We start from the raw sequence: 20,709 nt of genomic DNA, 5'->3' as shown, positions 1-20,709 counted from the left end.
ATGACACACATTTATTTGTAGTAAGGAGCATCAGCACATGCAACTCGGGATTATTGGACTGGGCCGCATGGGCGGCAATATTGCGCGACGTCTGATGCTCAACGGTCACACCACCGTTGTTTACGACCGCAATACCGCTTTCATCGATAACCTGGTCGCCGAGGGCTCCACCGGCGTCGCCGACTTGCCGGCACTGGTTGCCGGCCTGGCCAAACCGCGTGCGGTATGGGTCATGCTGCCGGCCGGCGCACCCACCGAAGACACCATCAACACCCTGAGCACTTTGCTCGAAGCCGGCGACACCATCATCGACGGCGGCAACACCAACTATAAGGATGACATTCGCCGAGCCAAGACCCTGGCCGAAAAGGGCCTGCACTACATCGACGTCGGCACTTCCGGCGGCGTCTGGGGCCTGGAGCGCGGCTATTGCATGATGATCGGCGGCGACGCTGAAACCGTGCAGCGCCTCGACCCGCTGTTTGCCGCACTGGCGCCGGGCATGGGTGACATCCCGCGCACCAAGGATCGCAAGTCTGAAGATCATCGTGCCGAGCACGGTTACATCCACGCCGGTCCTGCTGGTGCCGGGCACTTCGTGAAGATGATTCACAACGGCATCGAGTACGGCATGATGGCCGCGTTCGCCGAGGGCTTCGACATCCTCAAGACCAAATCCAGCGAGCGCCTGCCGGAAGATCAGCGTTTCGACCTGAACGTGGCTGACATTGCTGAAGTGTGGCGTCGTGGCAGCGTGGTGTCTTCGTGGCTGCTGGACCTGACCGCCGATGCACTGGCCAGCGATCCGAAGCTCGACGGTTTCTCCGGTTCCGTCGCCGACAGCGGCGAAGGTCAATGGACCATCGAAGCGGCCATGGAACAAGCGGTGCCGGTACCGGTGCTGTCGAACTCGCTGTTCTCGCGCTACCGTTCGCGCGGTCAGGGCACGTTTGGCGACAAGATTCTTTCGGCCCAGCGCTTCGGCTTCGGCGGCCATGTGGAGACACCGAAGAAATGACCCATACGATCCGCAGAAAATCCAAGGCAGAACCCGCACCACCGACCACGCTGTTTTTGTTCGGTGCCCACGGCGACCTGGTCAAGCGCTTGCTGATGCCGGCGCTGTACAACCTCAGTCGCGACGGCTTGCTTGACGACAATCTGCGGATCGTTGGCGTTGACCACAACGCCATTACCGATGAGGCCTTCGCGCAGAAGCTCGAAGACTTCATCCGTACCGAAGTGGCGGCGAAAGTCGGCAAGGGCGATCAGATGCTGGATCCGGCCTTGTGGGCCAAGCTCGCCAAAGGTATCAGCTACGTCCAGGGCGACTTCCTGGACGACAGCACTTATTCCGCGCTGGCGGCGAAAATCGCCGACAGTGGCACCGGCAATGCGGTGTTCTACCTGGCCACCGCGCCGCGTTTCTTCAGCGAAGTGGTGCGCCGACTCGGTAGCGCCGGTTTGTTGGAAGAAACCCCCGAAGCATTCAGAAGGGTGGTGATCGAGAAGCCGTTCGGCTCCGATCTGCACACCGCCGAAGCGTTGAACGCCTGTTTGCTCAAGGTGATGTCCGAGAAGCAGATCTATCGGATCGACCATTATCTGGGTAAGGAAACCGTGCAGAACATTCTGGTCAGCCGGTTCTCCAACAGCTTGTTCGAAGCGTTCTGGAACAATCACTACATCGACCACGTGCAGATCACCGCCGCGGAAACCGTCGGCGTCGAAACCCGTGGCAGTTTTTACGAACACACCGGCGCCCTGCGCGACATGGTGCCCAATCACCTGTTCCAGTTGCTCGCCATGGTTGCCATGGAACCGCCGGCGGCGTTCGGCGCGGATGCGGTGCGTGGCGAGAAGGCCAAAGTGGTTGGCGCGATTCGTCCCTGGACGACTGAAGAGGCGCGAGCGAATTCGGTTCGTGGCCAATACAGCGCAGGCGAAGTCGACGGCAAGCCTCTGAGCGGTTATCGCCAAGAGGCCAACGTCGCGCCAGACAGCAACACTGAAACCTACGTCGCGCTGAAGGTGATGATCGACAACTGGCGTTGGGTCGGCGTGCCGTTCTATCTGCGCACCGGCAAGCGCATGAGCGTGCGTGATACCGAGATTGTCATCTGCTTCAAACCGGCGCCGTATGCGCAGTTCCGCGATACCGAAGTCGACGAATTGCAGCCGACTTACCTGCGCATCCAGATCCAGCCGAACGAGGGCATGTGGTTCGACCTGTTGGCCAAACGGCCGGGGCCGGCGTTGAACATGGCCAATATCGAACTGGGTTTTGCTTACAAAGACTTTTTCGAGATGCAGCCGTCGACGGGGTACGAAACCTTGATCTACGACTGCCTGACTGGCGATCAGACGCTGTTCCAGCGTGCTGACAACATCGAGAACGGCTGGCGCGCTGTGCAGCCGTTCCTTGATGCCTGGCAACAGGACGCGAGCGTGCAGACCTATGCTGCCGGTGAAGACGGCCCGCAAGCCGCCGAAGATTTGCTCACTCGCGATGGTCGCGTCTGGCATGGCCTGGGATGAGTGATTTGCCGAAACAACCTGTCCGTTTTCTGCTCAGCGACATGGACGGCACACTGTTGCTGCCCGATCACACGTTGAGCCAGCGCACCATCAATGCAGTGCGTTCGTTGCGTGAGGCCGGCGTATTGTTCAGCCTCGCCACCGGCCGACCACCGAAAGCCATGCTGCAACAAATCGAAGCCCTGGGCGTTGATTTGCCGACGGCGGCGTTCAATGGCGGCACTATCGTCAACCCGGATGGCAGTTTGCTGGTCGCGCATTACCTGCCGGCTACCACTGCACTGATTGCGCTGGCGCTGTTCGCTGATCAACCGGACGTTGAAATCTGGGTGTTCAGCGGCGGTGATTGGCTGCTCAAGGATCCGCACGGGCCGATGGTGCCGCGCGAACAGCACGGCCTCGGTTACCCGCCAGTCGTGGTGGAGAGTTTCGAGCCGTATCTGGAGCGCATCGACAAGATTGTCGCGACCAGCAACAACACGGAACTGTTGATCGAACTGGAAGCGCAACTGTTGCCGAAGGTCAACGGCATGGCGCAAGTGTCACGTTCGCAACCGGTGTATCTCGACGTGACGGCGCTGGAGGCCAACAAAGGCACCGCGCTGGCGACTCTGGCCGAACATCTCGGGATTCCACTGGAACAGACCGCTGCGATCGGTGATGGCGGCAACGACCCGGCGATGTTTCATTGCGCAGGCCTGTCGATTGCCATGGGGCAGGCGGAGGAGGCGGTGAAGCGTCAGGCCGACGTGGTCACCGCGCCGAATACCGAAGATGGCGTGGCCGAAGCGATCGAAAAGTACATCCTCCCTCGCTGAAAGCACGCAAAACCAAATGTGGGAGCGAGCCTGCTCGCGAAAGCGGTGTGTCATTCAACGAATCTGTTGTCTGACACTGCCTCTTCGCGAGCAAGCTCGCTCCCACAGTTTTAATCGGTGTTGGTTAGAGCCAGTAGCTCACGGCATACCAGCCCAGCAACCCCATCACAAAGGTGTACGGCAACGCCATCCACACCATCCGCCCGTATGACAGGCGCACCAGCGGCGCAATCGCCGAGGTCAGCAGGAACAGAAACGCCGCCTGACCATTCGGCGTCGCCACACTTGGCAGGTTGGTGCCGGTGTTGATCGCGATCGCCAATGTCTCGAAATGTTCGCGACTCATGTGCCCGGCAAGGAACGCCTGTTTCACTTCGGTGATGTAGATCGTGGCGACAAACACGTTGTCACTGATCGCCGACAGCAAACCGTTGGCAATAAACAACATGCCCGGTTGTTGCTCGACCGGCAGGGCCAGTACCCACTGGATCAACGGCGCAAACAGCTGTTGATCGTGAATCACTGCGACCACCGCAAAAAACACCACCAGCAGCGCCGTGAACGGCATGGCGTCCTTGAACGCACTGCCCAGACGATGCTCGTCGGTGATGCCGGTAAACGCAGTGATCAACACAATCACCATCAAACCGATCAGGCCGACTTCAGCGATGTGAAAGGCCAGGCAACCGATCAGGATCAATGCCGCCGCGCCTTGCACCAGCAGTGCTGCGCGTTGGCGCGCCGTACGTTCGGCGTTGTCTTCGGCGGCGTAATTGGCCAGCACGGTGCGAACATTGTCCGGCAGCAACGTGCCGTAACCGAACCAGCGCAGCTTTTCCAGCAACACGCAGGTGACTAGACCCGCCGCCAGCACCGGCAGCGAAACCGGCGCGACTTTCTGGAAGAACTCACCAAAGTGCCAGCCCATTTCGTGGCCGATCAACAGGTTCTGCGGCTCGCCGACCAGTGTGCACACGCCGCCCAACGCCGTGCCGACGGCGCCGTGCATCAACAGACTACGCAGGAAGGCGCGAAATTGTTCCAGGTCTTCATGATGCAGTTTTGGCAGGTTCTGGTCGTCAGCGAACTCGCTGTCCTGGCGCGGATCGTTGCCGGACGCGACGCGGTGGTAAACGGAATAGAAACCGACTGCCGCACTGATGATCACAGCGGTCACCGTCAAGGCATCAAGAAACGCCGAGAGAAATGCCGAGAGAAAACAGAACATCAAGGCCAGCGCCGCTTTTGAACGCACGCCCAACAGCAGCCGCGAGAACAGAAACAGCAATAGATCCTTCATGAAATAGATGCCGGCCACCATGAACATCAGCAGCAGGATCACCGGGAAGTTGTGCACCAGCTCATCGTAAAGCGCCTGTGGCGTGGTCATCTTCAGCAACAGCGCTTCGATCAGCAACAAGCCGCCGGGCATCAACGGATAGCACTTCAGCGCCATGGCCAGGGTGAAGATGAATTCGATCACCAGCAACCAGCCGGCCGCGACCGGGCCAACCGTGAACAGCACCAGCGCATTGAGGATCAGAAAACCGACGATGGTCGCCTTGTACCAGCGTGGCGATTGCCCGAGAAAATTGTGCGCGAACGCCTGGGCCATTGAACCGGACATCGGCTGCTCCTTGTCTTTAGAAGCGCGCAAGTTGCCGGATGCCTTGCGGAAGATCAAGTACAGCCCGTGTTTTTCAATGATTGAGGTAACGCGCCACCATTGCCCGATAGTTGCCATCCAGCGAATAACCGCCCACGAGGATGGCGTTATCGGCTTGCACGGACAGCGAATTAGCCGTATCGAGGCTGCGTCCCAGGCGCGTGCGCAGCCAACCTTTGCCGTCGCCAAAACTGTGATCCAGACCGCCATCACTGCAGTAACGGGCGACGATAAAATCCGCCTCAATCCCGCCAATGGTTGCGCCGACCGCGATGATGCGGCCGTCCGCCATGCGCTGGGCGGCGCTCCATTGGCAGCCGCTGGGGCCGATTTCCAATAATTGTGGCTGGCCGCCATGGTTGTGTAGATCCGGGCGACCGTTGGTGTGCACGCTGTAGGCCATGCAACGGATCGGGTCGCGACTGCTGCCGAAACAGTGCAGCGCATCTGAAGATTCTATAACCCGACTGACCTGGGCGCTTTGGCCGTGTGCCTTGAACGCCATGAAGCCATCCACGGCAAAACGCTCATCGAGGCGGCCGTTGGGCAGGTAGCGCGCGAGCAACCCCTCCTGCGGAAAGTCGATTGAACCTGCCACGACAATCCGCCCGTCGTCTTGCAACAGCAGGCTGCTGAGCCAGGTGTTCAACAGTAGATGGCGAATCATCACGAAGCCGCGACCGTTGAAGGTTTCATCCAGACGGCCGTCGGGCTCGAGGCGAATCAGCATGCCGGCATGGTCGGCGAGTTCGAAGTGGTGATTGGCGATCAGCAGAATATGGCCGTCGTCCTGCACGACGAAGTCGCAGGCTTCGGCACCGGGTACGCCCGGCGGCAGCCAGCAATCACGGCTGCCCATCGATAGATCGCCGGGCAGGCGCACCACCTGACGTCCATTGTCACCGAAGCTCGGATCCGGCTTGCCCTGTGCATCGAACAAGGCGAGCGCCGGCAAAGTGCGATGAGCGTTTTCATAATGCAGACCGGCGAGCAGGATGCGCCCATCGCGCAATACCTGAACTTTGCCGGCGGTGGCTTCGAAACCTGACGCAAAGGTATCGATCACGCTGCCTTGCACACCGAAGGTCAGATCCGCCGAGCCATCGGCAAGCATCCGCGCCAAGCCGAATCGACTGCCGTTGGCAACGCCGACCTTTGCCGCGACCAGAACGCGCCCCTGCGCATCAAGGGCGATGTCTTCGGTCAGGCTGGACAGGCTGTCAGCGAAATACACTTGGGCAATGCCGGTGGTGGCAAATGTTTTATCGAGTTGACCGGCAGACGTCGATAACGCCGGCAGCGCAAATGTGTTCAGGGTGGACATGCACGCATCTCCTTGCGAGTTGACCTTTACCGGAAACCGGAGGGGTAACTGCATGAGCGAAACATTCAATCCCTGAACAGGAAGAAGTACAACTGTAAGAACTAACAGGTGGAGGGTCGCACTGTGCCAGAACAGTGTCTTTTTGAACCAATAGCAAGCCGGCCAAGCAGTTAAGCCTGACTACGTTGCAAAGAGTTGTACAAAAGTATGGAGAGTTAAAAAGATTACAACTAACAAAGGAGGGCGGATGACCTGAGTGTCATCCGCATCGCCCGGCTGTTAGTGCGGCATCGACCAGGATTGCAGGCTGTAACCTTCTTCGCTGAGTTCAGCACGAGCCTGCTGCAGCAGTTGCTCGAGTTGCGCTGGATCGGAGTAGGCGCTGCTTGGGATCTGTTTGCGACCGATGTGCGAGTTGGTCCGGTCGATCACGGTCAGGCTCAGTTCGCCATTGCCGTCTTGTGGGGCCCAGGCCACGCACTGGAACGGTTTGAACGCGTGGTTGGCAATCAAAAGAGCTTCGTTGATACGGAGCGGGGCGGTCATGGGTTTTTCTCTCTGTCGTGCCCAATCAAGTGATGTGCCGTCGGTTGGGCTTACCGTTCGGCTGGTACTTGTACTGATGCACCGAACCCGCAGGCAGGTCACACAGGAAACAAAGAAATTTCAACTTTCTTTCATGGCATTGCTTTACAGACAGGTTTTTGAAAGCTCCTTGAAAGGTTAAGGCTGGAATTAGTCGATAGCTTACTAACAACTTCCGTTCTTATAACGTGTTTGCTTGTACACCTATAAGCAATCGATACAAGGCCCTGTCAAAATCTTGCTAATGTTACAGTCGGGTCTGCCAAATGACTGTTTTTACAATCATTTCTAATAATTTGGCGCCAAGGAACAGTCATGAGCGAAGCGCCTGCGTTACGACGTTTACTGGTGGTCGATCCGTGCGACGACTGCCACCGCTTATTGCCCGGATTACGCGCCGTAGGTTGGGATGTCGACAGCTGTACCCTGGAAAACGCCGCCGATCGCAGTTGTGATGTCGGCTTGCTGCGATTGCAGCCGTTTCACCTCGAACGTCCCGAATCCGTTAAAGAACTGATCAGCCGCAGCGGCACCGAATGGATCGCCGTGCTCAATCAGGAAGTTCTGCGCTTACAGAACGTCGGTGACTTCGTCTGTGAATGGTTTTTTGATTTTCACACCTTGCCGTTCGACGTATCGCGGGTGCAGGTCACCCTCGGCCGCGCATTCGGCATGGCGCGTTTGCGCGGGCAGGGCACGATTCACGTCGATCAGCCAGAACATGAACTGCTCGGCGACAGCAAACCGATCCGCGAACTGCGCAAATTACTCAGCAAACTGGCACCCACCGAATCTCCAGTGTTGATCCGCGGCGAAAGCGGTACCGGCAAAGAACTGGTCGCCCGCACGCTGCATCGACAGTCCCAGCGTCACAGCAAACCGTTTGTGGCGATCAATTGTGGGGCGATTCCCGAGCACTTGATTCAATCCGAGCTGTTCGGCCACGAAAAAGGCGCGTTTACCGGCGCGCATCAGCGCAAGGTCGGGCGTATCGAAGCGGCCAATGGCGGCACGTTGTTTCTCGATGAGATCGGTGATCTGCCGCTGGAACTGCAAGCCAATCTGCTGCGTTTTCTGCAGGAAAAACACATCGAGCGCGTCGGCGGCAGTCAGCCGATCCCGGTGGATGTGCGCGTTCTGGCGGCGACCCACGTCGACCTTGAAGCCGCTATCGAGAAGAAGCGTTTTCGCGAAGACCTGTATTACCGGCTCAACGTGCTGCAAGTCGTCACCGCGCCGTTGCGTGAGCGCCACGGTGACCTGTCGATGCTGGCCAATCACTTTTCCCACTTTTACAGCCATGAAACTGGCCGTCGCCCACGCAGTTTCAGCGAAGACGCGCTGATTGCCATGGGCAAACATGACTGGCCGGGCAATGTCCGCGAACTGGCCAACCGTGTGCGCCGTGGTCTGGTGTTAGCCGAGGGTCGGCAGATCGAGGCCCGTGATCTGGGGTTGATCAGCCAGCATTCGATCGCTACGCCCATGGGCACGCTGGAAGATTACAAGACCCGCGCCGAGCGCCAGGCACTGTGCGATGTGTTGAACCGGCACAGCGATAACCTCAGTGTTGCGGCCAAGGTTCTCGGCGTGTCACGGCCGACGTTTTACCGCCTGCTGCATAAACACCAGATTCGCTAGGTACCTGAAGGTCAAAAGATCGCAGCCTGCGGCAGCTCCTACAGGGATTACACAAACCCGATGTAGGAGCTGCCGAAGGCTGCGATCTTTTGCTTTTACCTAGAAGTAGTACGGGAATTTCAGGCTGAAGGAAAAGTCCGGAGCATCGTCGGTCAAACCGATCGACAAGTTCGGAACAATGGTCAGGTTGTCGGTGGCCGCAATGGTCATGCCGACGTTGAAATAACCGGCGTTGGCGTCACTGGATACCACCGATTGCCAATCGCCGCCATCCTGCTTCAGCTTGCTTTTACGCTGCACCAGGTCAGACATCGAGAACGACATACTCATCTTCTCGTTCAGCGCAAACGCAATACCGGCGCCGATCTGGAAGCTGTCGCCGATCTTTACCTTGCCCGGGTTTTTCTGGTTGACCGTCGAGCTGATGTCGTCAAACGACTCCTCCAGGTTGTGGGTGTAGGACAAGCTGCCGAACAGCACCGCCGGGTCGAACGTCTTGACCAGCGAGATCCCCGGCGTGACCGACCAGACGCCGTTGCCGGTGGGCAGGGTGTCAGGCACGAACAGGTTGGAGTTGGCGTCGGTCTGGCGCAGCTTGATCCCGAACGGATCCTTGCCGGTGGGTGCCTTGACCCGCAAGGTGACGACCGCATCCGGCGTGTTGGCTGACTCATCGAGGAACTTGTAGGCGATGCCGAAGTTGACGTCGCCAATGGTTGGATCGCGTGTCACGTCCTGCTCGGTCGTGACGTTGGACGCTCCGCCGTTACCGCCGCCGGATTGATAAGTCGAATCGCGGTAGACCACGGGCACGTTCAGGTCGAACTGCCAGCGATTGTCGAAGTTGTAGCGGCCCGTGAGGTCAAGGGTCCAGGTGTCGGCCTTGATCCGGTCGAGGTTGATGTTGCCGAGAAAGATAGAGTCCAGTGCCAGGAAGCCGTTGAGGATCAACTGACGGGTGTCGTAGCGCGAGTAGGTGATACCGGTTTCGAAGCTGAATTTGCCACCGCCGAAGAAACCACTGGCTTCGTCGTACAGGTTGGACACACTCTGTGCTGGTTGTGAATCATCTGCCAGCGATTGCCCGTAAGAAGCCCCACTGCCTCCCGCTGCGCCCCCCGACGCTGCTGCGGCCCCGGTCCCGGTGGCCACTTTTGGATTGCCTTTCATATCCGACGGCGACTTGGCCAACCTTTTGGGTGGTGGCGCCGCCGGTTGATCTTCGACCTGGCGAACCCGTTGTTCGAGTACCGCCAGGGCCTTTTGTTGTACTTCGTAGCGTTGCTTCAGCTCCAGAAGCTCTTGTTTCAGGACTTCTACGTCGGCGTCCGGTGCCGCTTGCAGCATCGCTGCAGGTAGAAGAGTGCTCAAACAAACAGCGGCACGCAGTGATACTGATCGATACATGAATAAGCCGTCCCTTTAAGCCCAATGATCGAGACTCAGCGTAGTTCAATATCCAATATTGCGTAGTGCCCTGAGTTGCGTCAGGTTGCAATCCAGTGCGCCGGCACTCATGCCGTTATTATTCAGGACGACGTTGAGTTGAGTCATGTTATTGACCACGTTGGCACTGCCGAGCAGACGGGTGTTCTGCAGCAAGCCTCCCTGGGCGACCTGTTGCAGGGCCGTACCTTGATTGCCGGAGGCCTGAATGGCCATTTGTACGCCGCCACCGTTGGCCGAAACCGCCACGCTGCCTGCGGCATTGCTGCCGCCGATGGTTTGCCCGGCCATCAGCGCCTGCCCTTGGGTGGGCACCAGTGCTGGCGCCTGACTGGCTTCTTTAACGTTGATGGCTACGTTGTTATAGGCGGTATTGCTGTCACCCGCAGCGCGTACGCTCTGTGTTACGCCCTGGCTGCTGTCGAGGCCGGCGCCACCGGTGATTGTGCCGGTACCCGTAGAAAGGGTGCTGCCGTTGCCGTGCTCCTTGATGGTTTGAACATAGAATTCAGGTTTTACCGTTGCTGCCTGAAGTTGCATCGAGGTCGAAGCCCCGATCAAATCGCCACTGGCGTTGCGCCAGGTACTGCTCATGACAATGCCGAAGCTGATAATCCGCCCCGGCATGACATAACGACCACGTAGTTCGGACAACTCCTTGTCTTGTATTTCTATAGGTTTGAATCCTGCATTGGCATAGCCTGACGCACTCGCTGCCAGGCAGGCGGCGGCCAGCCAGTATGAGGTTTTCATTTGCTGCTCCCGGGACATCCAGCCCCATTCTTTATAATCGGCGATTAAAAGAAGTCGCTCTGTATGAACCCGAAGTCCATCAATTCAGCATCTCTGACAGGGTTGAAGTTATCCAGCTTGTTCTTCGCCGTCAGCGGTGTCGGCGGGCTGCGCAATGCATTGGTTTTGTCATAACCGGGGCCGACGATGGCGAAGACAATGCCGTTCCAACCTTTGACAAAGTCATCATGTTTGTAGCGCTTGTGGCCTAAAACCGGGTCTCCGATGTAAACCCAATCCTTGTCCGAACGCTGCAGAACCACGAAATGCTTGTAGCCGCGAATTTCCATCAGTACCACCACCGGGATGGTTACAGCATCGAGTTTTTCCGGCGGAATCTTGTAACCCCTGGCGCGCATGCCGATGCTTTCTATGTAGCGCTTCATGTCCAGCATGGAAAACCCTTGAGTACGAACAAGGTCCTGGTCAGCGTTGACCAGCATGCCTTTGATGATGTGCTCCTCATCGACGTCGAGCCAATAGGCCTGGCGTAACACCGTAGCCAGTGCAGCAGCGCCGCAGCTGAAATCGGTTTTCTGTTCGACAATGTCGGAAAACTTGCGCTCACGAATGCTTTGCACGTTCTTGTAGACGAGTACGCCGCCTGGGAGGGCAGCGACTGGCATCTGGGCAGCCTGGGTCAGGCCGGACAGGCAAAGCAGAGCGAAAAGGGCAGTCTTACGCATGATCGATACGCCTTTGCGGACTGAGGAAAAGCCCCGTTTCCGGGGCTTTCGTTTCGATCGCGATTACAGGCAGGCTTTGCAACCTGCAGCGATGGACAGCGAGTTGCTTTGTTGGTTACCAACACCAGCGGCGTTGTTGTAACCAGCGTTGCCGGAGAAGTTGTTGCCAACGTTGGAGATGCTTGCGTTGTTGGTCACAGGGTTTTTCCAGCCATCAGGGGTCAGCACTTGTTGCGTGGTTACACCGGCGAGACCGAAGATGCCGACAGCTTCAAAGGTCGCTTTCTGATCTTTGCTGCCGCCATGACCACGGTCGTTGTCGCCATAACCGCCACCACCATGGCCTTTGTCGCCTTCGATGGTCGCTTTGCCAGCTGCCACGAATGCGCCGGCAGCGGTGAAGGTGCCTCTCAGAGTATCGGTTTTGTAGGTTTGAGTGCCGTTGTTGGACACAGTCAACCCAGTGGAGCTTTGGTTGGCAGCGGCAGCGGCGTTAGCTACACGACCACCGGATACAGCAATGGCCAGGTTGTTTTTCTGTTGGTTGAAGTTGCCGGCACTGTTGTTCACACCGATGTTGCCGGAACCGCCGTTACCCACGTTGTTGAGGTTGGCGTTGTTGGTTGTCGAGTAGTTGGCAACCGCGTTGTTGTTGTTGACCTGAGTCGCGCTGGAAACGGACACGGCACTGCCGAAGATGAAGCTTTCGTCGGCAGTTGCCAGTGCAGCGGCGTTGTCTTGCTGGTTGCCATCGCCGGCGGTGTTGTTCATGCCGACGTTGCCGTTGGTGCCATTGGCGGAGTCGCGAACGGAGGCATCATTTTTGGTGCCTTGGTTGCCCACCAGGTTGCCATCGCTGTTCTGCGTGTCGAGTACGGCAGCACCAGCGCCGGCGCCGATTTGCAGAAGTTGTTCCAGGGTAGGGCCTTTTGGTTCATGGTTGCCATGACCATTGCCGTGCCCGTTACCATGATCGTCATCACGACCGCCTGCCTGTGCTGCGATTGCCATCACTGCTGCAAGTGCGAAAACCAGTGGTTTGAGAGCCATTGTAGGTTTCATGGTGTTTCTCCATCGTGCTTATTAGTTGGTTAAGTGTTGGTACTTTCTAATTGCACTGCTTTTGTTGTTTGGGTCAGTCAGCGACCCGGATGCTCAGGGTGTTAGCCATACGGTTCCCCACCCCGGCACTCTGGTTCACCTGGATTACCCCGCGGCTGCCGGTGAAGGCCTGATCACTTGTCGTGACCTGGCGACTGCCGGGTGAGGTACCAGTTGCTCCTGAGCTCGGTAAAAGCGCCACGTTCTGTTGCGAAAGGGCACTGTCGTCAACGCTCTGCGGGGCAGCACTGATGCTGACGCGCGTGACGTTGGCCATCTGGTTGTTGGCACCGGCGCCCTGGTTCACACCGAGGATCCCGTTGCCATTACTGAAAGAGTTGCCGCCAATGGTCGCGCTGGCATTCGTCGAAGGATTGGCGGGTGTGTCGATCGTTTGGCGAACATTGGTGGTGGCGCTGGCCGAGGTGCCAATGGCGATCGCCTTGGTGTTGGTCTGTTGCATCTGATCGCCAGCGGCCTGGTTGACGTTGTAGTTGCCGCGGTACTGAATGCCGGTGTCCTGAATGTTCGCGTTGTTCACTGAGCTGGGGTCGGCCGCCATCGCACTGGCGCAGCCGAGGAGGGCAAGCAGGAGCAGAGAACGATTCATCTTATTGGCCTCCAGCCATGCGGGTCAGCGGCGCAAGGCCTGCGCCCATGGCGCGGTTGACGGTATTGGAGATGGAACCGCCGGCGCCGCCGCCGTGGCCGCTGCTCATACCGGGCAGGCCGTTGGTATTGGTCAGGGTGTTCATGCCGGGCAGATTCGCCGTCGGTGTGCTGATGTTGCCGCGGATCGAGGAGCCACTGGCTACGCTGGCAAACTCACCGTCATTGAGCTCAGTGCTGCTCATCGCCTGATTGATGCGGGCTGAAGGGTTAGCATTGACTGTGGTTGGATAGGGGTCTTTACCGCCGCTGCGACCGATAGGAATAGGCTGAACATCGCGGTTGAGGACAATCACGCCATTACCTTCTGCCTGCACGTTGAAGCTGATGAACGTACTGGCTGCTGATCCGATCAGCAGAAGGCAGGTCAAACCTTTTTGGATATTCCCCACGGCTGCAATTCCTTCTTCAGTGGGCTGGCCCGAGTCAGCGTTGTGAAGGAGAGAGCGAAAGCTGTGCCGCTTTTTGAATGTTGTTTGCTTTCAGATACTTGCGAAAACCAGGCGCGCACTTGATACACACGTTGTTTCAGGGCTGATACACGCATGGGCGCGCCGACCTGTCTATTGGCTGAACAAAGCTCTGGAACGAGGGTTTGCGACGATGTGTTTCAACCGTGAAACAACAGCGATGACAAAACGGTGAACAGTGCTGAGACGGGCACTTTGCACCTCACGGAGTGTTTCAGGATCGGACACTTTGCCCCCAAAACAGGGAAAATCTTTGGGGAAACTGACCCGTTGGCCGGGTCACTCCGCAAGCAGTTGCTCGACGGCGGCAAAAGCCTGCAGTTGGCGCTCGGCCCAATTGCCCTCAATGATCAGAAAGCGCTGATGGTGGTTTTCCAGCCAGTTTTGCGTGGACTGGTAAAACGCCAGACGCTCGTTCAGGTCAGGTTGGCAGCGCTGACCGTCATCGGTCCAGTCGACCTGTTCCGGGGACAATAGAAGGTGCAGGTCGTAATGCCGTGCCAACAGCTCGGTTTCCAGCCAGCCCGGGCAATCACCGAACAGCGTCTGGCTCCACAGCATGTTGCTCAACAAATGGGTGTCGAGAATCAGCAACGACGGCTGTTGCGCCCGCGCTTGATCTTCCCATTGCAACTGGCCCCGAGCGATTGCAGGGATGTCGGCCAGGCAGGTATCACGGGGATTGAGTTCGATAAAGCGGCGCACGTACTCATCCACGCGCACACCGCCAAAGCGTCGTTGCAGGCCTGCCGCCAGCCAGCTCTTGCCGGTGGATTCGGGGCCGGTCAGGACCACGACCTTCATGTGCGCAACGCCGGGTCAGCGCGCCATTCACGGAAACCTTGAATCGCCAGCAGGGTGAACAGGCCGTACAACGCAGCGGTGAGGTACAGTCCTTTATAGATGAACAAGCCGACAAAGATCACATCGAGCACGAACCACAGCGCCCAGCATTGCAGGCGTTTCTGTGCCATCCACAGTTGCGCGACCAGGCTGAATCCGGTCAGCGCGGCATCGAGCCACGGTTGCGCGGCATCGGTCCAGTGGGCCATGGCCGCACCGAGCAGCAGGCTGCCGACCGCACCTGCACCGAGGCCGATCAGGATAGAGCGTTGATCGAGGCGGGTGACCTCACGACCGTCATGCATCGTCCCGGCGCGGGTCCATTGCCACCAGCCATAGACTTGCAGCGCGGCGTAGATCACTTGCAGCAACATGTCCGAGTACAGCTTCACTTCAAAGAAGATCCAGCTATAGAGCAGCACCATGACCAGGCCGATCGGCCAGCACCACGGATTCTGTTTGACCGTCAGCCACACGGCGATCACGCCAAGGGCGGCGGCAAACAGTTCAAGCCCGGACATGGGGGTTCCTTGGGGGAAATTGAGGAGGGGGCGGATTGTACTGCATTGGGCCAAACCCCTCACCCTAACCCTCTCCCAGAGGGAGAGGGGACTGACCCAGTTGGATGTTCGAGATACGCCGACCTGATCTTTCTGCGTTGAATCCATAATCGACTCGGATTTTTCAGGTCGACATATAGCTTGAGACACCTCGGTCGGCCCCCTCTCCTCGGGGAGAGGGCTGGGGTGAGGGGTGGGCTCACCACAGTTACACGGGTCAGACGCGGAACTGGCGCAGAAGGCCGTTGAGTTGTTCGCTCAATTGGCCGAGCCGTACGCTGGCGGCACTCGACTGTTCGGCCGCGATCGCCGTGCTGTGCGAGAGGCCGGCCGCCTGAGTGACGTTCTGATTGATGTCCTCAACCACATGCGCCTGCTGCAACGTAGCGCTGGCAATCGACGCATTAAGACCATTGAGGTTGCGCAATGCCTGGCCAATGGCATTCAGACTCGCCCCCGCCAGTCCGGCTTGCTCGATGGTCAATTGCGACGCCTTGCTGCTGTCGCCGATGACCTTTACGGCGGCTTCGGAATGGTTCTGCAGACGTTCGATCATCGACTGGATTTCCGCTGTCGACTTCTGCGTGCGCTGCGCCAACAAGCGCACTTCATCCGCGACCACGGCAAACCCGCGACCTTGTTCACCGGCACGGGCGGCCTCTATCGCGGCGTTGAGCGCGAGCAGGTTGGTCTGCTCGGCAATCGAGCGGATCACTTCCAGCACGCTGCCGATCTGGGTGCTTTCGGCCGCGAGGGTGCGAATCACCTCAACCGCTTGATCAATGGTCCCGGACAGCTTGTCGATCTGCTGCAAGCTGCCGTCGATATTGATCTGGCCCTGTTGCGCCTGCGCCTCGGCGTCACGCATTTCGGCTGCGGCGTGTTCGGCGTTCTTCGCCACGTCCTGCACGCCATAGGTCACTTCGTTGATCGCCGTGGCCACCAGTTCCATCTGCTGCGATTGCTGCTGGCTGCGTTGCTGGGCCTGCGAAGCGTCGTTGCCCAGTTCACTGGACGATTGACCCAAGGCGCTGGCCGACACCTGCAAGTCGCCGATCACCCGCCGCAGTTTGGCGGTAAAGGCGTTGAAGTGATGCGCCAGTTCAGTGACCTCATCCTTGCCGTGGGTATCGAGACTGCGGGTCAGGTCGCTTTCGCCGCTGGCGATGTTAGCCATGGCGTTCACGGTTTCCTGCAGCGGACGGACGATGCTGCGCGCGATCAGGATCACCAGCAACGCCATGATCAGCGCAATCGCCAGGCCGATGACCGTGGCTTTGATCACCTGGCCCTGGAACTCCGCCTGCACATCATCGACATAAACCCCGGAGCCAAGCACCCAGCCCCACGGTTCGAACAGTTTCACGTAAGAAGTCTTGGCCACCGGCTCACTGGCACCCGGTTTCGGCCACCGGTAATCGACCATGCCGGCGCCTTTGGCCTTGGCGATGGCAACCATTTCGTTGAATACCGCAAAACCGTCCGGATCGCGGATCGCCGAGAGGTTCTGGCCTTCCAGTTTCGGGTTGGTCGGGTGCATGACCATCACGGGCGTGAGGTCGTTGATCCAGAAATAATCGCTCTGGTCGTAACGCAGGCCGCGAATCGCTGTCAGGGCCTGTTTCTGCGCGGCCTCTTTAGTCAGCGTGCCGGCGGTTTCGAGGTCGTGGTAATAGGTCAGCAGGCCGCTGGCGGTCTGCACCACGTGTTGGGTTTTCTGGGCTTTGGCATGGTAGAGATCGTCGTGGATCTGCTTGAGCATCAACACGCCCAAGGTCAGCAACATGACCACCGCCACAATCAAGATGAGCCACAAGCGTCGGCTGATCGACACACTGCGCAAGCTGTTCATAACGCTGTCACTCCGGATTCTTTTTCTTGTAATAAACGACCGCCAGCATCCAACCACGATTATGCGGGTGGGCATACGCGACCCAAGTCGTATAACGCGGCAGCGCTATTAAGGCTTGTCTGTTAGGATTTCGGCCCCGCGCGTGAAAACCTGAATCCAAATTGATATTTCACGGAATTTTGACCGTTTCGTGTGGATCCTGTGCGCGCGGAATCGGTACAGCCATAACCAGCTACGCTGATCGCAGTGAACGAAAAAAATACTATCGGGGCATGCCAGCGCGCATCGCTCTTTGGGGGTTTGATGGATCTTTGGACGGCCTTGCAGGCACTGATACTAGGAGTTGTAGAAGGGCTGACGGAGTTTTTGCCCATTTCCAGTACCGGACACCAGATCATTGTTGCCGACTTGCTCGAATTCGGCGGCGAACGGGCCATGGCGTTCAATATCATCATCCAGCTCGGCGCGATCCTCGCGGTGGTCTGGGAGTTTCGACGCAAGATTTTCGATGTGGTCATCGGTTTGCCGACGCAGCCCAGCGCCCGGCGTTTCACCGCCAATCTGCTGATCGCGTTTCTGCCCGCCGTGGTACTGGGCGTGATTTTTGCCGACTTGATTCACGAGTATCTGTTTAACCCGATTACCGTCGCGGCCGCGTTGGTGGTGGGCGGCATCATCATGTTGTGGGCGGAAAAACGTCAACATGAAGTGCATGCGGAAACGGTCGATGAGATCACCTGGAAAGACGCCCTCAAGGTCGGCTTTGCGCAGTGTCTGGCGATGATTCCCGGCACCTCGCGTTCCGGCTCGACGATCATTGGCGGTTTGCTGTTCGGCCTGTCGCGCAAGACTGCCACGGAGTTCTCGTTCTTCCTCGCCATGCCAACCATGGTCGGTGCGGCGGTTTACTCGGGCTACAAGTACCGCGATCTGTTTGTACCGGCAGACTTTCCGGTGTTCGCCATCGGTTTCGTCACAGCGTTCATCTTCGCCATGATCGCCGTGCGCGGCTTGCTCAAGTTCATCGCCAGCCACAGCTATGCGGCGTTTGCCTGGTATCGGATTGTGTTTGGTCTGGTCATTCTGGCGACGTGGCAGTTTGGCTGGATCGACTGGGCGGCGGCCAAACCATGAGTGATTCCCGCGCACGCCGGCTTGAAGGTCGACCATCGGGCGGCAACCACATCCAGAACCTGAAGCTGAAACTGGTCGTTCTGTTGATCGTCTGCGCGTTGCCGCTGTTCGGCTCCGTATCAATGTGGCTGCACGGGATCTCGTGGGTGCCGTTGGCCGCTTACGGGATCGTCAGCGTCCTGGCGTTCTTCATGTACTGGGCGGACAAGCGCAAGGCGCGCACGGATGCCTGGCGCACACCGGAGAATATCCTGCATGCAGTGGAACTGGCCGGCGGCTGGCCGGGCGCATTGATTGCCCAGCAGGTGTTCCGGCACAAGACGCGCAAGGTCTCGTTTCAGATTCTGTTCTGGGTGATTGTCGCGTTGCACCAAGTGTTCTGGATCGACCAGCTGTTTCTCGGCTCGAACTTGTTGACCCTGTTCTAAACCGCACCGCCAGTCCCCTGTAGGAGCTGCCGAAGGCTGCGATCTTTTGATCTTGCTTTTAAAAGATCAAAGTCAAAGGATCGCAGCCTTCGGCAGCTCCTACACAGGGGAATCGGGTTTACAGCATTAAACCGATTTGGGTCTTCTTCGGCAGTTTGCTCACCACCAGTTGATGCGAGCGCTGCAACAACCCGCGCAATTCCTCAGCGCCCAGCGGGTAGGGCGGTTGCATGATGATCCACTGCGCCCGCGCCAGATATGGCGCCGGGTGAATCCCCGGGCGGTCGCAATGGCCGAGAAACAGATCCTTGTCGACCTTGAATGCCAGTGAATCTCCGCGCAGCCCCTGCAAGGCAAACATCTTGTTGCCGGCAATCGAAAACACCCGCACGCCACCCCATTTGTAATCTTCTCGAGCGCCCGGCAATGCCAGGCAGAACGCCGCAACATCGGCTTCGCTCATCTTTCCCTTGCTCATAACAACCGCTCCCCACAGGCATTGAACGACTCGACCAGATGATCGATCCATGCTCGCACCGCCGGCATTACGCCGCGTCGATGCGGATACACCGCTTGCAGCCAGCCGCCAGGCAACGACCACTCGGGTAGCATCTGCACCAGCGTGCCGTTTCTCAGTTCCTCTTCGCAATACATCATCGGCAGCAGCGTGAAGCCCTGACCCGCGAGGACGCAGGCCTTGCGTACCACGAAATCATCAATGCCCAGCCGTGCTTCCATGTTCAGCTCGAAACTGTTGCCCTGCTGATCGAGCAGGCGCACATGAACCAGACGATCCGCCTCCAGCGCGCCGAGCACCGGCAGCGTTTTCAGGTCTTGCGGATGGTCAATCGTTTGCCCCTGGATAAACGCCGGGCTGGCCACCACGACCATTTGCGCCTGGCGCAGACGCCGGGTGACCAGCAACGGGTCCTCATCTCCATGTTCACGCACGCGCAACGCCACATCAAAGCCTTCGCCGACCAGATCGACGCGGCGATTGAGCAGAACGACTTCAAGTTGCACCTGCGGAAATTTACCGAGAAATTCGCTGATCACCCACGGCAGCATCTCATGCGCCAAACCGGTCGGGCAGGACACCCGCAAGCGTCCACGCGGCTCACTGGACATGCTCGCCACCGCCTCATCGGCCATTTCCGCTTCCAGCAACATCGCCTGACAGTGACGCAGATAACGTTCGCCAACCGCGGTGAGATTGAGTTGCCGAGTGGTGCGTTGCAGCAAACGCGCGCCGAGGCGTTCTTCCAGTTCGGCAATACGCCGTGACAGTCGTGACTTGGGAATGCCCAGCAAACGCCCGGCCGCCGCGAACCCGCCGGCCTCGACGACTTTGGCGAAATAGTAGAGATCGTTGAGGTCTTGCATAGAAAATCCACTGTTCTATAGATGGGACAAACTATCGCATTTCAGGCGGCTAATCATCCATTGGTTTCTTGCGTAGGATTGTCTCCATTCCGTCGCCACCGGCGATTCATTCCAGGAGATTCCACATGAAACTGCTGCATATCGATTCGAGCATTCTGGGCGACAACTCGGCTTCCCGTCAGTTGAGCAGCGAAGTCGTCAAAGCCTGGCAAACCGCCGAGCCAAGCGCTGTCGTGACCTACCGCGACCTGGCCGCCGACGCCATCAGCCACTTCTCGTCGACCACGCTGGTCGCCGCCGGTACCACCGCTGAACTGCGCAACGCCGCACAACAGCACGAAGCTGAACTGAGCGCTTCGACCCTGGCCGAGTTCATCGCTGCTGACGCCGTAGTGATCGCCGCGCCGATGTACAACTTCACCGTACCGACTCAACTCAAGGCGTGGATCGATCGCGTTGCCGTTGCCGGTCAGACCTTCCGTTACACCGAAGCCGGCCCTGAAGGCCTGTGCGGTGGCAAGAAAGTGGTGATCGTTTCCACCTCCGGCGGTATCCATGCCGGTCAGGCCAGCGGCATCGCTCACGAAGAATACCTGAAGCTGGTTCTGGGCTTCCTCGGCATCACCGACATCGAAATCGTCCGCGCCGAAGGCCTGGCGTATGGCGAAGAAGTGCGCAACAACGCCATGACCGCTGCGCAAGCAAAAATCAGCGAGCAATTGTTCGCCGCGGCGTAAGGCTTGCGTAAAGAACAGCTGATGTTCAGGTAACCC

21 protein-coding genes are annotated in these 20,709 nt (G+C 58.4%); 7 read left to right on the top strand and 14 right to left on the bottom strand.

Annotated elements, in window-relative coordinates; genetic code table 11:
* The first annotated feature begins 37 nt into the window (after positions 1–37).
* Genes gnd through F8N44_RS04345 form a run of 3 tightly spaced genes read left to right on the top strand, consistent with a single transcriptional unit; the run spans position 38 to position 3,356 of the window.
* A complete protein-coding gene (gnd, locus tag F8N44_RS04355; protein WP_077572748.1) occupies positions 38–1,018 on the top strand; it encodes a phosphogluconate dehydrogenase (NAD(+)-dependent, decarboxylating) in 981 nt (326 codons plus the stop codon).
* Positions 1,015–2,538, top strand: coding sequence for a glucose-6-phosphate dehydrogenase (zwf, locus tag F8N44_RS04350; RefSeq protein WP_150649458.1), 1,524 nt, complete (start codon positions 1,015–1,017; stop codon positions 2,536–2,538). The genes gnd and zwf overlap by 4 nt, the downstream gene beginning before the upstream one ends.
* Positions 2,535–3,356, top strand: a complete 822-nt coding sequence (locus F8N44_RS04345; RefSeq protein WP_150649457.1) for an HAD family hydrolase — start codon at positions 2,535–2,537, stop codon at positions 3,354–3,356. Before zwf ends, F8N44_RS04345 begins: the two co-directional genes overlap by 4 nt.
* A gap of 124 nt (positions 3,357–3,480) precedes the next feature.
* On the opposite strand, the gene nhaB is transcribed toward F8N44_RS04345, so the two are convergent.
* From nhaB to F8N44_RS04325, 3 genes are all read right to left on the bottom strand, one after another.
* Entirely contained in the window at positions 3,481–4,983 is a 1,503-nt protein-coding gene (gene nhaB / locus F8N44_RS04335; protein ID WP_150649456.1) for a sodium/proton antiporter NhaB, read from the bottom strand.
* 73 nt (positions 4,984–5,056) lie between these two features.
* On the bottom strand, positions 5,057–6,346 hold the full coding sequence (locus F8N44_RS04330; protein WP_150649455.1) for a hypothetical protein: 1,290 nt from the start codon (positions 6,344–6,346) through the stop codon (positions 5,057–5,059).
* A 279-nt stretch (positions 6,347–6,625) separates the two neighbouring features.
* Positions 6,626–6,892, bottom strand: a complete 267-nt coding sequence (locus F8N44_RS04325) for a hypothetical protein (RefSeq protein ID WP_016983763.1) — start codon at positions 6,890–6,892, stop codon at positions 6,626–6,628.
* 354 nt (positions 6,893–7,246) lie between these two features.
* Here F8N44_RS04325 and F8N44_RS04320 point away from each other — a divergent pair, with 354 nt between their 5' ends.
* Positions 7,247–8,572 (top strand): sigma-54 dependent transcriptional regulator, encoded by a 1,326-nt coding sequence (locus tag F8N44_RS04320; protein WP_150649454.1) that lies wholly within the window; start codon positions 7,247–7,249, stop codon positions 8,570–8,572.
* A gap of 99 nt (positions 8,573–8,671) precedes the next feature.
* Here the strand turns inward: F8N44_RS04320 and F8N44_RS04315 are convergent, their stop codons facing one another.
* The 9 genes from F8N44_RS04315 to F8N44_RS04275 form a co-directional block, all read right to left on the bottom strand.
* Positions 8,672–9,979: a transporter gene (locus F8N44_RS04315; protein ID WP_093432820.1), complete on the bottom strand. Its 1,308-nt coding sequence runs from the start codon at positions 9,977–9,979 to the stop codon at positions 8,672–8,674.
* 45 nt (positions 9,980–10,024) lie between these two features.
* Positions 10,025–10,771, bottom strand: coding sequence for a hypothetical protein (locus F8N44_RS04310; RefSeq protein ID WP_093432818.1), 747 nt, complete (start codon positions 10,769–10,771; stop codon positions 10,025–10,027).
* A gap of 44 nt (positions 10,772–10,815) precedes the next feature.
* On the bottom strand, positions 10,816–11,496 hold the full coding sequence (locus F8N44_RS04305) for a C39 family peptidase (RefSeq protein WP_093432815.1): 681 nt from the start codon (positions 11,494–11,496) through the stop codon (positions 10,816–10,818).
* A gap of 63 nt (positions 11,497–11,559) precedes the next feature.
* Positions 11,560–12,558, bottom strand: coding sequence for a heme utilization protein (locus tag F8N44_RS04300; RefSeq protein WP_150649453.1), 999 nt, complete (start codon positions 12,556–12,558; stop codon positions 11,560–11,562).
* A 73-nt stretch (positions 12,559–12,631) separates the two neighbouring features.
* Positions 12,632–13,207 carry an adhesin gene (locus F8N44_RS04295; RefSeq protein WP_150649452.1) on the bottom strand — a complete coding sequence of 192 codons (576 nt, stop codon included), beginning with the start codon at positions 13,205–13,207 and terminating at the stop codon, positions 12,632–12,634.
* A gap of 1 nt (position 13,208) precedes the next feature.
* Positions 13,209–13,658 carry a hypothetical protein gene (locus F8N44_RS04290; protein WP_150649451.1) on the bottom strand — a complete coding sequence of 150 codons (450 nt, stop codon included), beginning with the start codon at positions 13,656–13,658 and terminating at the stop codon, positions 13,209–13,211.
* A 357-nt stretch (positions 13,659–14,015) separates the two neighbouring features.
* The gene (locus tag F8N44_RS04285) at positions 14,016–14,540 is read right to left on the bottom strand and encodes an AAA family ATPase (protein ID WP_150649450.1); all 525 of its coding nucleotides are present in this window, start codon (positions 14,538–14,540) and stop codon (positions 14,016–14,018) included.
* On the bottom strand, positions 14,537–15,100 hold the full coding sequence (gene pnuC, locus F8N44_RS04280; RefSeq protein ID WP_034153935.1) for a nicotinamide riboside transporter PnuC: 564 nt from the start codon (positions 15,098–15,100) through the stop codon (positions 14,537–14,539). Before pnuC ends, F8N44_RS04285 begins: the two co-directional genes overlap by 4 nt.
* 256 nt (positions 15,101–15,356) lie before the next feature.
* Positions 15,357–16,991, bottom strand: a complete 1,635-nt coding sequence (locus tag F8N44_RS04275; RefSeq protein ID WP_150649449.1) for a methyl-accepting chemotaxis protein — start codon at positions 16,989–16,991, stop codon at positions 15,357–15,359.
* Between the two features lie 303 nt (positions 16,992–17,294).
* Here F8N44_RS04275 and F8N44_RS04270 point away from each other — a divergent pair, with 303 nt between their 5' ends.
* On the top strand, positions 17,295–18,125 hold the full coding sequence (locus F8N44_RS04270; protein ID WP_095118793.1) for an undecaprenyl-diphosphate phosphatase: 831 nt from the start codon (positions 17,295–17,297) through the stop codon (positions 18,123–18,125).
* Positions 18,122–18,553, top strand: coding sequence for a DUF1294 domain-containing protein (locus tag F8N44_RS04265; RefSeq protein WP_150649448.1), 432 nt, complete (start codon positions 18,122–18,124; stop codon positions 18,551–18,553). The genes F8N44_RS04270 and F8N44_RS04265 overlap by 4 nt, the downstream gene beginning before the upstream one ends.
* Before the next feature lie 118 nt (positions 18,554–18,671).
* Here F8N44_RS04265 and F8N44_RS04260 read toward each other — a convergent pair whose 3' ends face one another.
* Both F8N44_RS04260 and F8N44_RS04255 read right to left on the bottom strand, forming a co-directional pair.
* Positions 18,672–19,031 (bottom strand): MmcQ/YjbR family DNA-binding protein, encoded by a 360-nt coding sequence (locus F8N44_RS04260; RefSeq protein WP_150649447.1) that lies wholly within the window; start codon positions 19,029–19,031, stop codon positions 18,672–18,674.
* Positions 19,028–19,936 (bottom strand): LysR substrate-binding domain-containing protein, encoded by a 909-nt coding sequence (locus F8N44_RS04255; RefSeq protein ID WP_150649446.1) that lies wholly within the window; start codon positions 19,934–19,936, stop codon positions 19,028–19,030. The genes F8N44_RS04260 and F8N44_RS04255 overlap by 4 nt, the downstream gene beginning before the upstream one ends.
* Positions 19,937–20,061: 125 nt before the next feature.
* On the opposite strand from F8N44_RS04255, the gene F8N44_RS04250 reads away from it, so the two are divergent.
* Positions 20,062–20,673 carry an FMN-dependent NADH-azoreductase gene (locus F8N44_RS04250; protein WP_150649445.1) on the top strand — a complete coding sequence of 204 codons (612 nt, stop codon included), beginning with the start codon at positions 20,062–20,064 and terminating at the stop codon, positions 20,671–20,673.
* The last annotated feature ends 36 nt before the right edge of the window (positions 20,674–20,709 follow it).

The organism is Pseudomonas fluorescens (assembly GCF_902497745.1).
In the GTDB taxonomy this organism is placed as follows: domain Bacteria; phylum Pseudomonadota; class Gammaproteobacteria; order Pseudomonadales; family Pseudomonadaceae; genus Aquipseudomonas; species Aquipseudomonas fluorescens_BM.
The sequence above is the reverse complement of the archived record's forward strand: the minus strand, read 5'-3'. Positions and strand labels throughout refer to the sequence as shown.

Excerpts from the sequence above, each read along its gene's own strand:
- F8N44_RS04285 (WP_150649450.1), bottom strand. The coding sequence starts at position 14,540 with ATGAAGGTCGTGGTCCTGACCGGCCCCGAATCCACCGGCAAGAGCTGG.
- F8N44_RS04295 (WP_150649452.1), bottom strand. The coding sequence starts at position 13,207 with ATGAATCGTTCTCTGCTCCTGCTTGCCCTCCTCGGCTGCGCCAGTGCG.
- F8N44_RS04250 (WP_150649445.1), top strand. The coding sequence starts at position 20,062 with ATGAAACTGCTGCATATCGATTCGAGCATTCTGGGCGACAACTCGGCT.
- F8N44_RS04255 (WP_150649446.1), bottom strand. The coding sequence starts at position 19,936 with ATGCAAGACCTCAACGATCTCTACTATTTCGCCAAAGTCGTCGAGGCC.
- F8N44_RS04265 (WP_150649448.1), top strand. The coding sequence starts at position 18,122 with ATGAGTGATTCCCGCGCACGCCGGCTTGAAGGTCGACCATCGGGCGGC.
- F8N44_RS04305 (WP_093432815.1), bottom strand. The coding sequence starts at position 11,496 with ATGCGTAAGACTGCCCTTTTCGCTCTGCTTTGCCTGTCCGGCCTGACC.
- F8N44_RS04325 (WP_016983763.1), bottom strand. The coding sequence starts at position 6,892 with ATGACCGCCCCGCTCCGTATCAACGAAGCTCTTTTGATTGCCAACCAC.
- F8N44_RS04275 (WP_150649449.1), bottom strand. The coding sequence starts at position 16,991 with ATGAACAGCTTGCGCAGTGTGTCGATCAGCCGACGCTTGTGGCTCATC.
- F8N44_RS04315 (WP_093432820.1), bottom strand. The coding sequence starts at position 9,979 with ATGTATCGATCAGTATCACTGCGTGCCGCTGTTTGTTTGAGCACTCTT.
- zwf (WP_150649458.1), top strand. The coding sequence starts at position 1,015 with ATGACCCATACGATCCGCAGAAAATCCAAGGCAGAACCCGCACCACCG.
- F8N44_RS04320 (WP_150649454.1), top strand. The coding sequence starts at position 7,247 with ATGAGCGAAGCGCCTGCGTTACGACGTTTACTGGTGGTCGATCCGTGC.
- F8N44_RS04310 (WP_093432818.1), bottom strand. The coding sequence starts at position 10,771 with ATGAAAACCTCATACTGGCTGGCCGCCGCCTGCCTGGCAGCGAGTGCG.
- F8N44_RS04270 (WP_095118793.1), top strand. The coding sequence starts at position 17,295 with ATGGATCTTTGGACGGCCTTGCAGGCACTGATACTAGGAGTTGTAGAA.
- gnd (WP_077572748.1), top strand. The coding sequence starts at position 38 with ATGCAACTCGGGATTATTGGACTGGGCCGCATGGGCGGCAATATTGCG.
- F8N44_RS04260 (WP_150649447.1), bottom strand. The coding sequence starts at position 19,031 with ATGAGCAAGGGAAAGATGAGCGAAGCCGATGTTGCGGCGTTCTGCCTG.
- F8N44_RS04345 (WP_150649457.1), top strand. The coding sequence starts at position 2,535 with ATGAGTGATTTGCCGAAACAACCTGTCCGTTTTCTGCTCAGCGACATG.
- F8N44_RS04300 (WP_150649453.1), bottom strand. The coding sequence starts at position 12,558 with ATGAAACCTACAATGGCTCTCAAACCACTGGTTTTCGCACTTGCAGCA.
- nhaB (WP_150649456.1), bottom strand. The coding sequence starts at position 4,983 with ATGTCCGGTTCAATGGCCCAGGCGTTCGCGCACAATTTTCTCGGGCAA.
- F8N44_RS04330 (WP_150649455.1), bottom strand. The coding sequence starts at position 6,346 with ATGTCCACCCTGAACACATTTGCGCTGCCGGCGTTATCGACGTCTGCC.
- pnuC (WP_034153935.1), bottom strand. The coding sequence starts at position 15,100 with ATGTCCGGGCTTGAACTGTTTGCCGCCGCCCTTGGCGTGATCGCCGTG.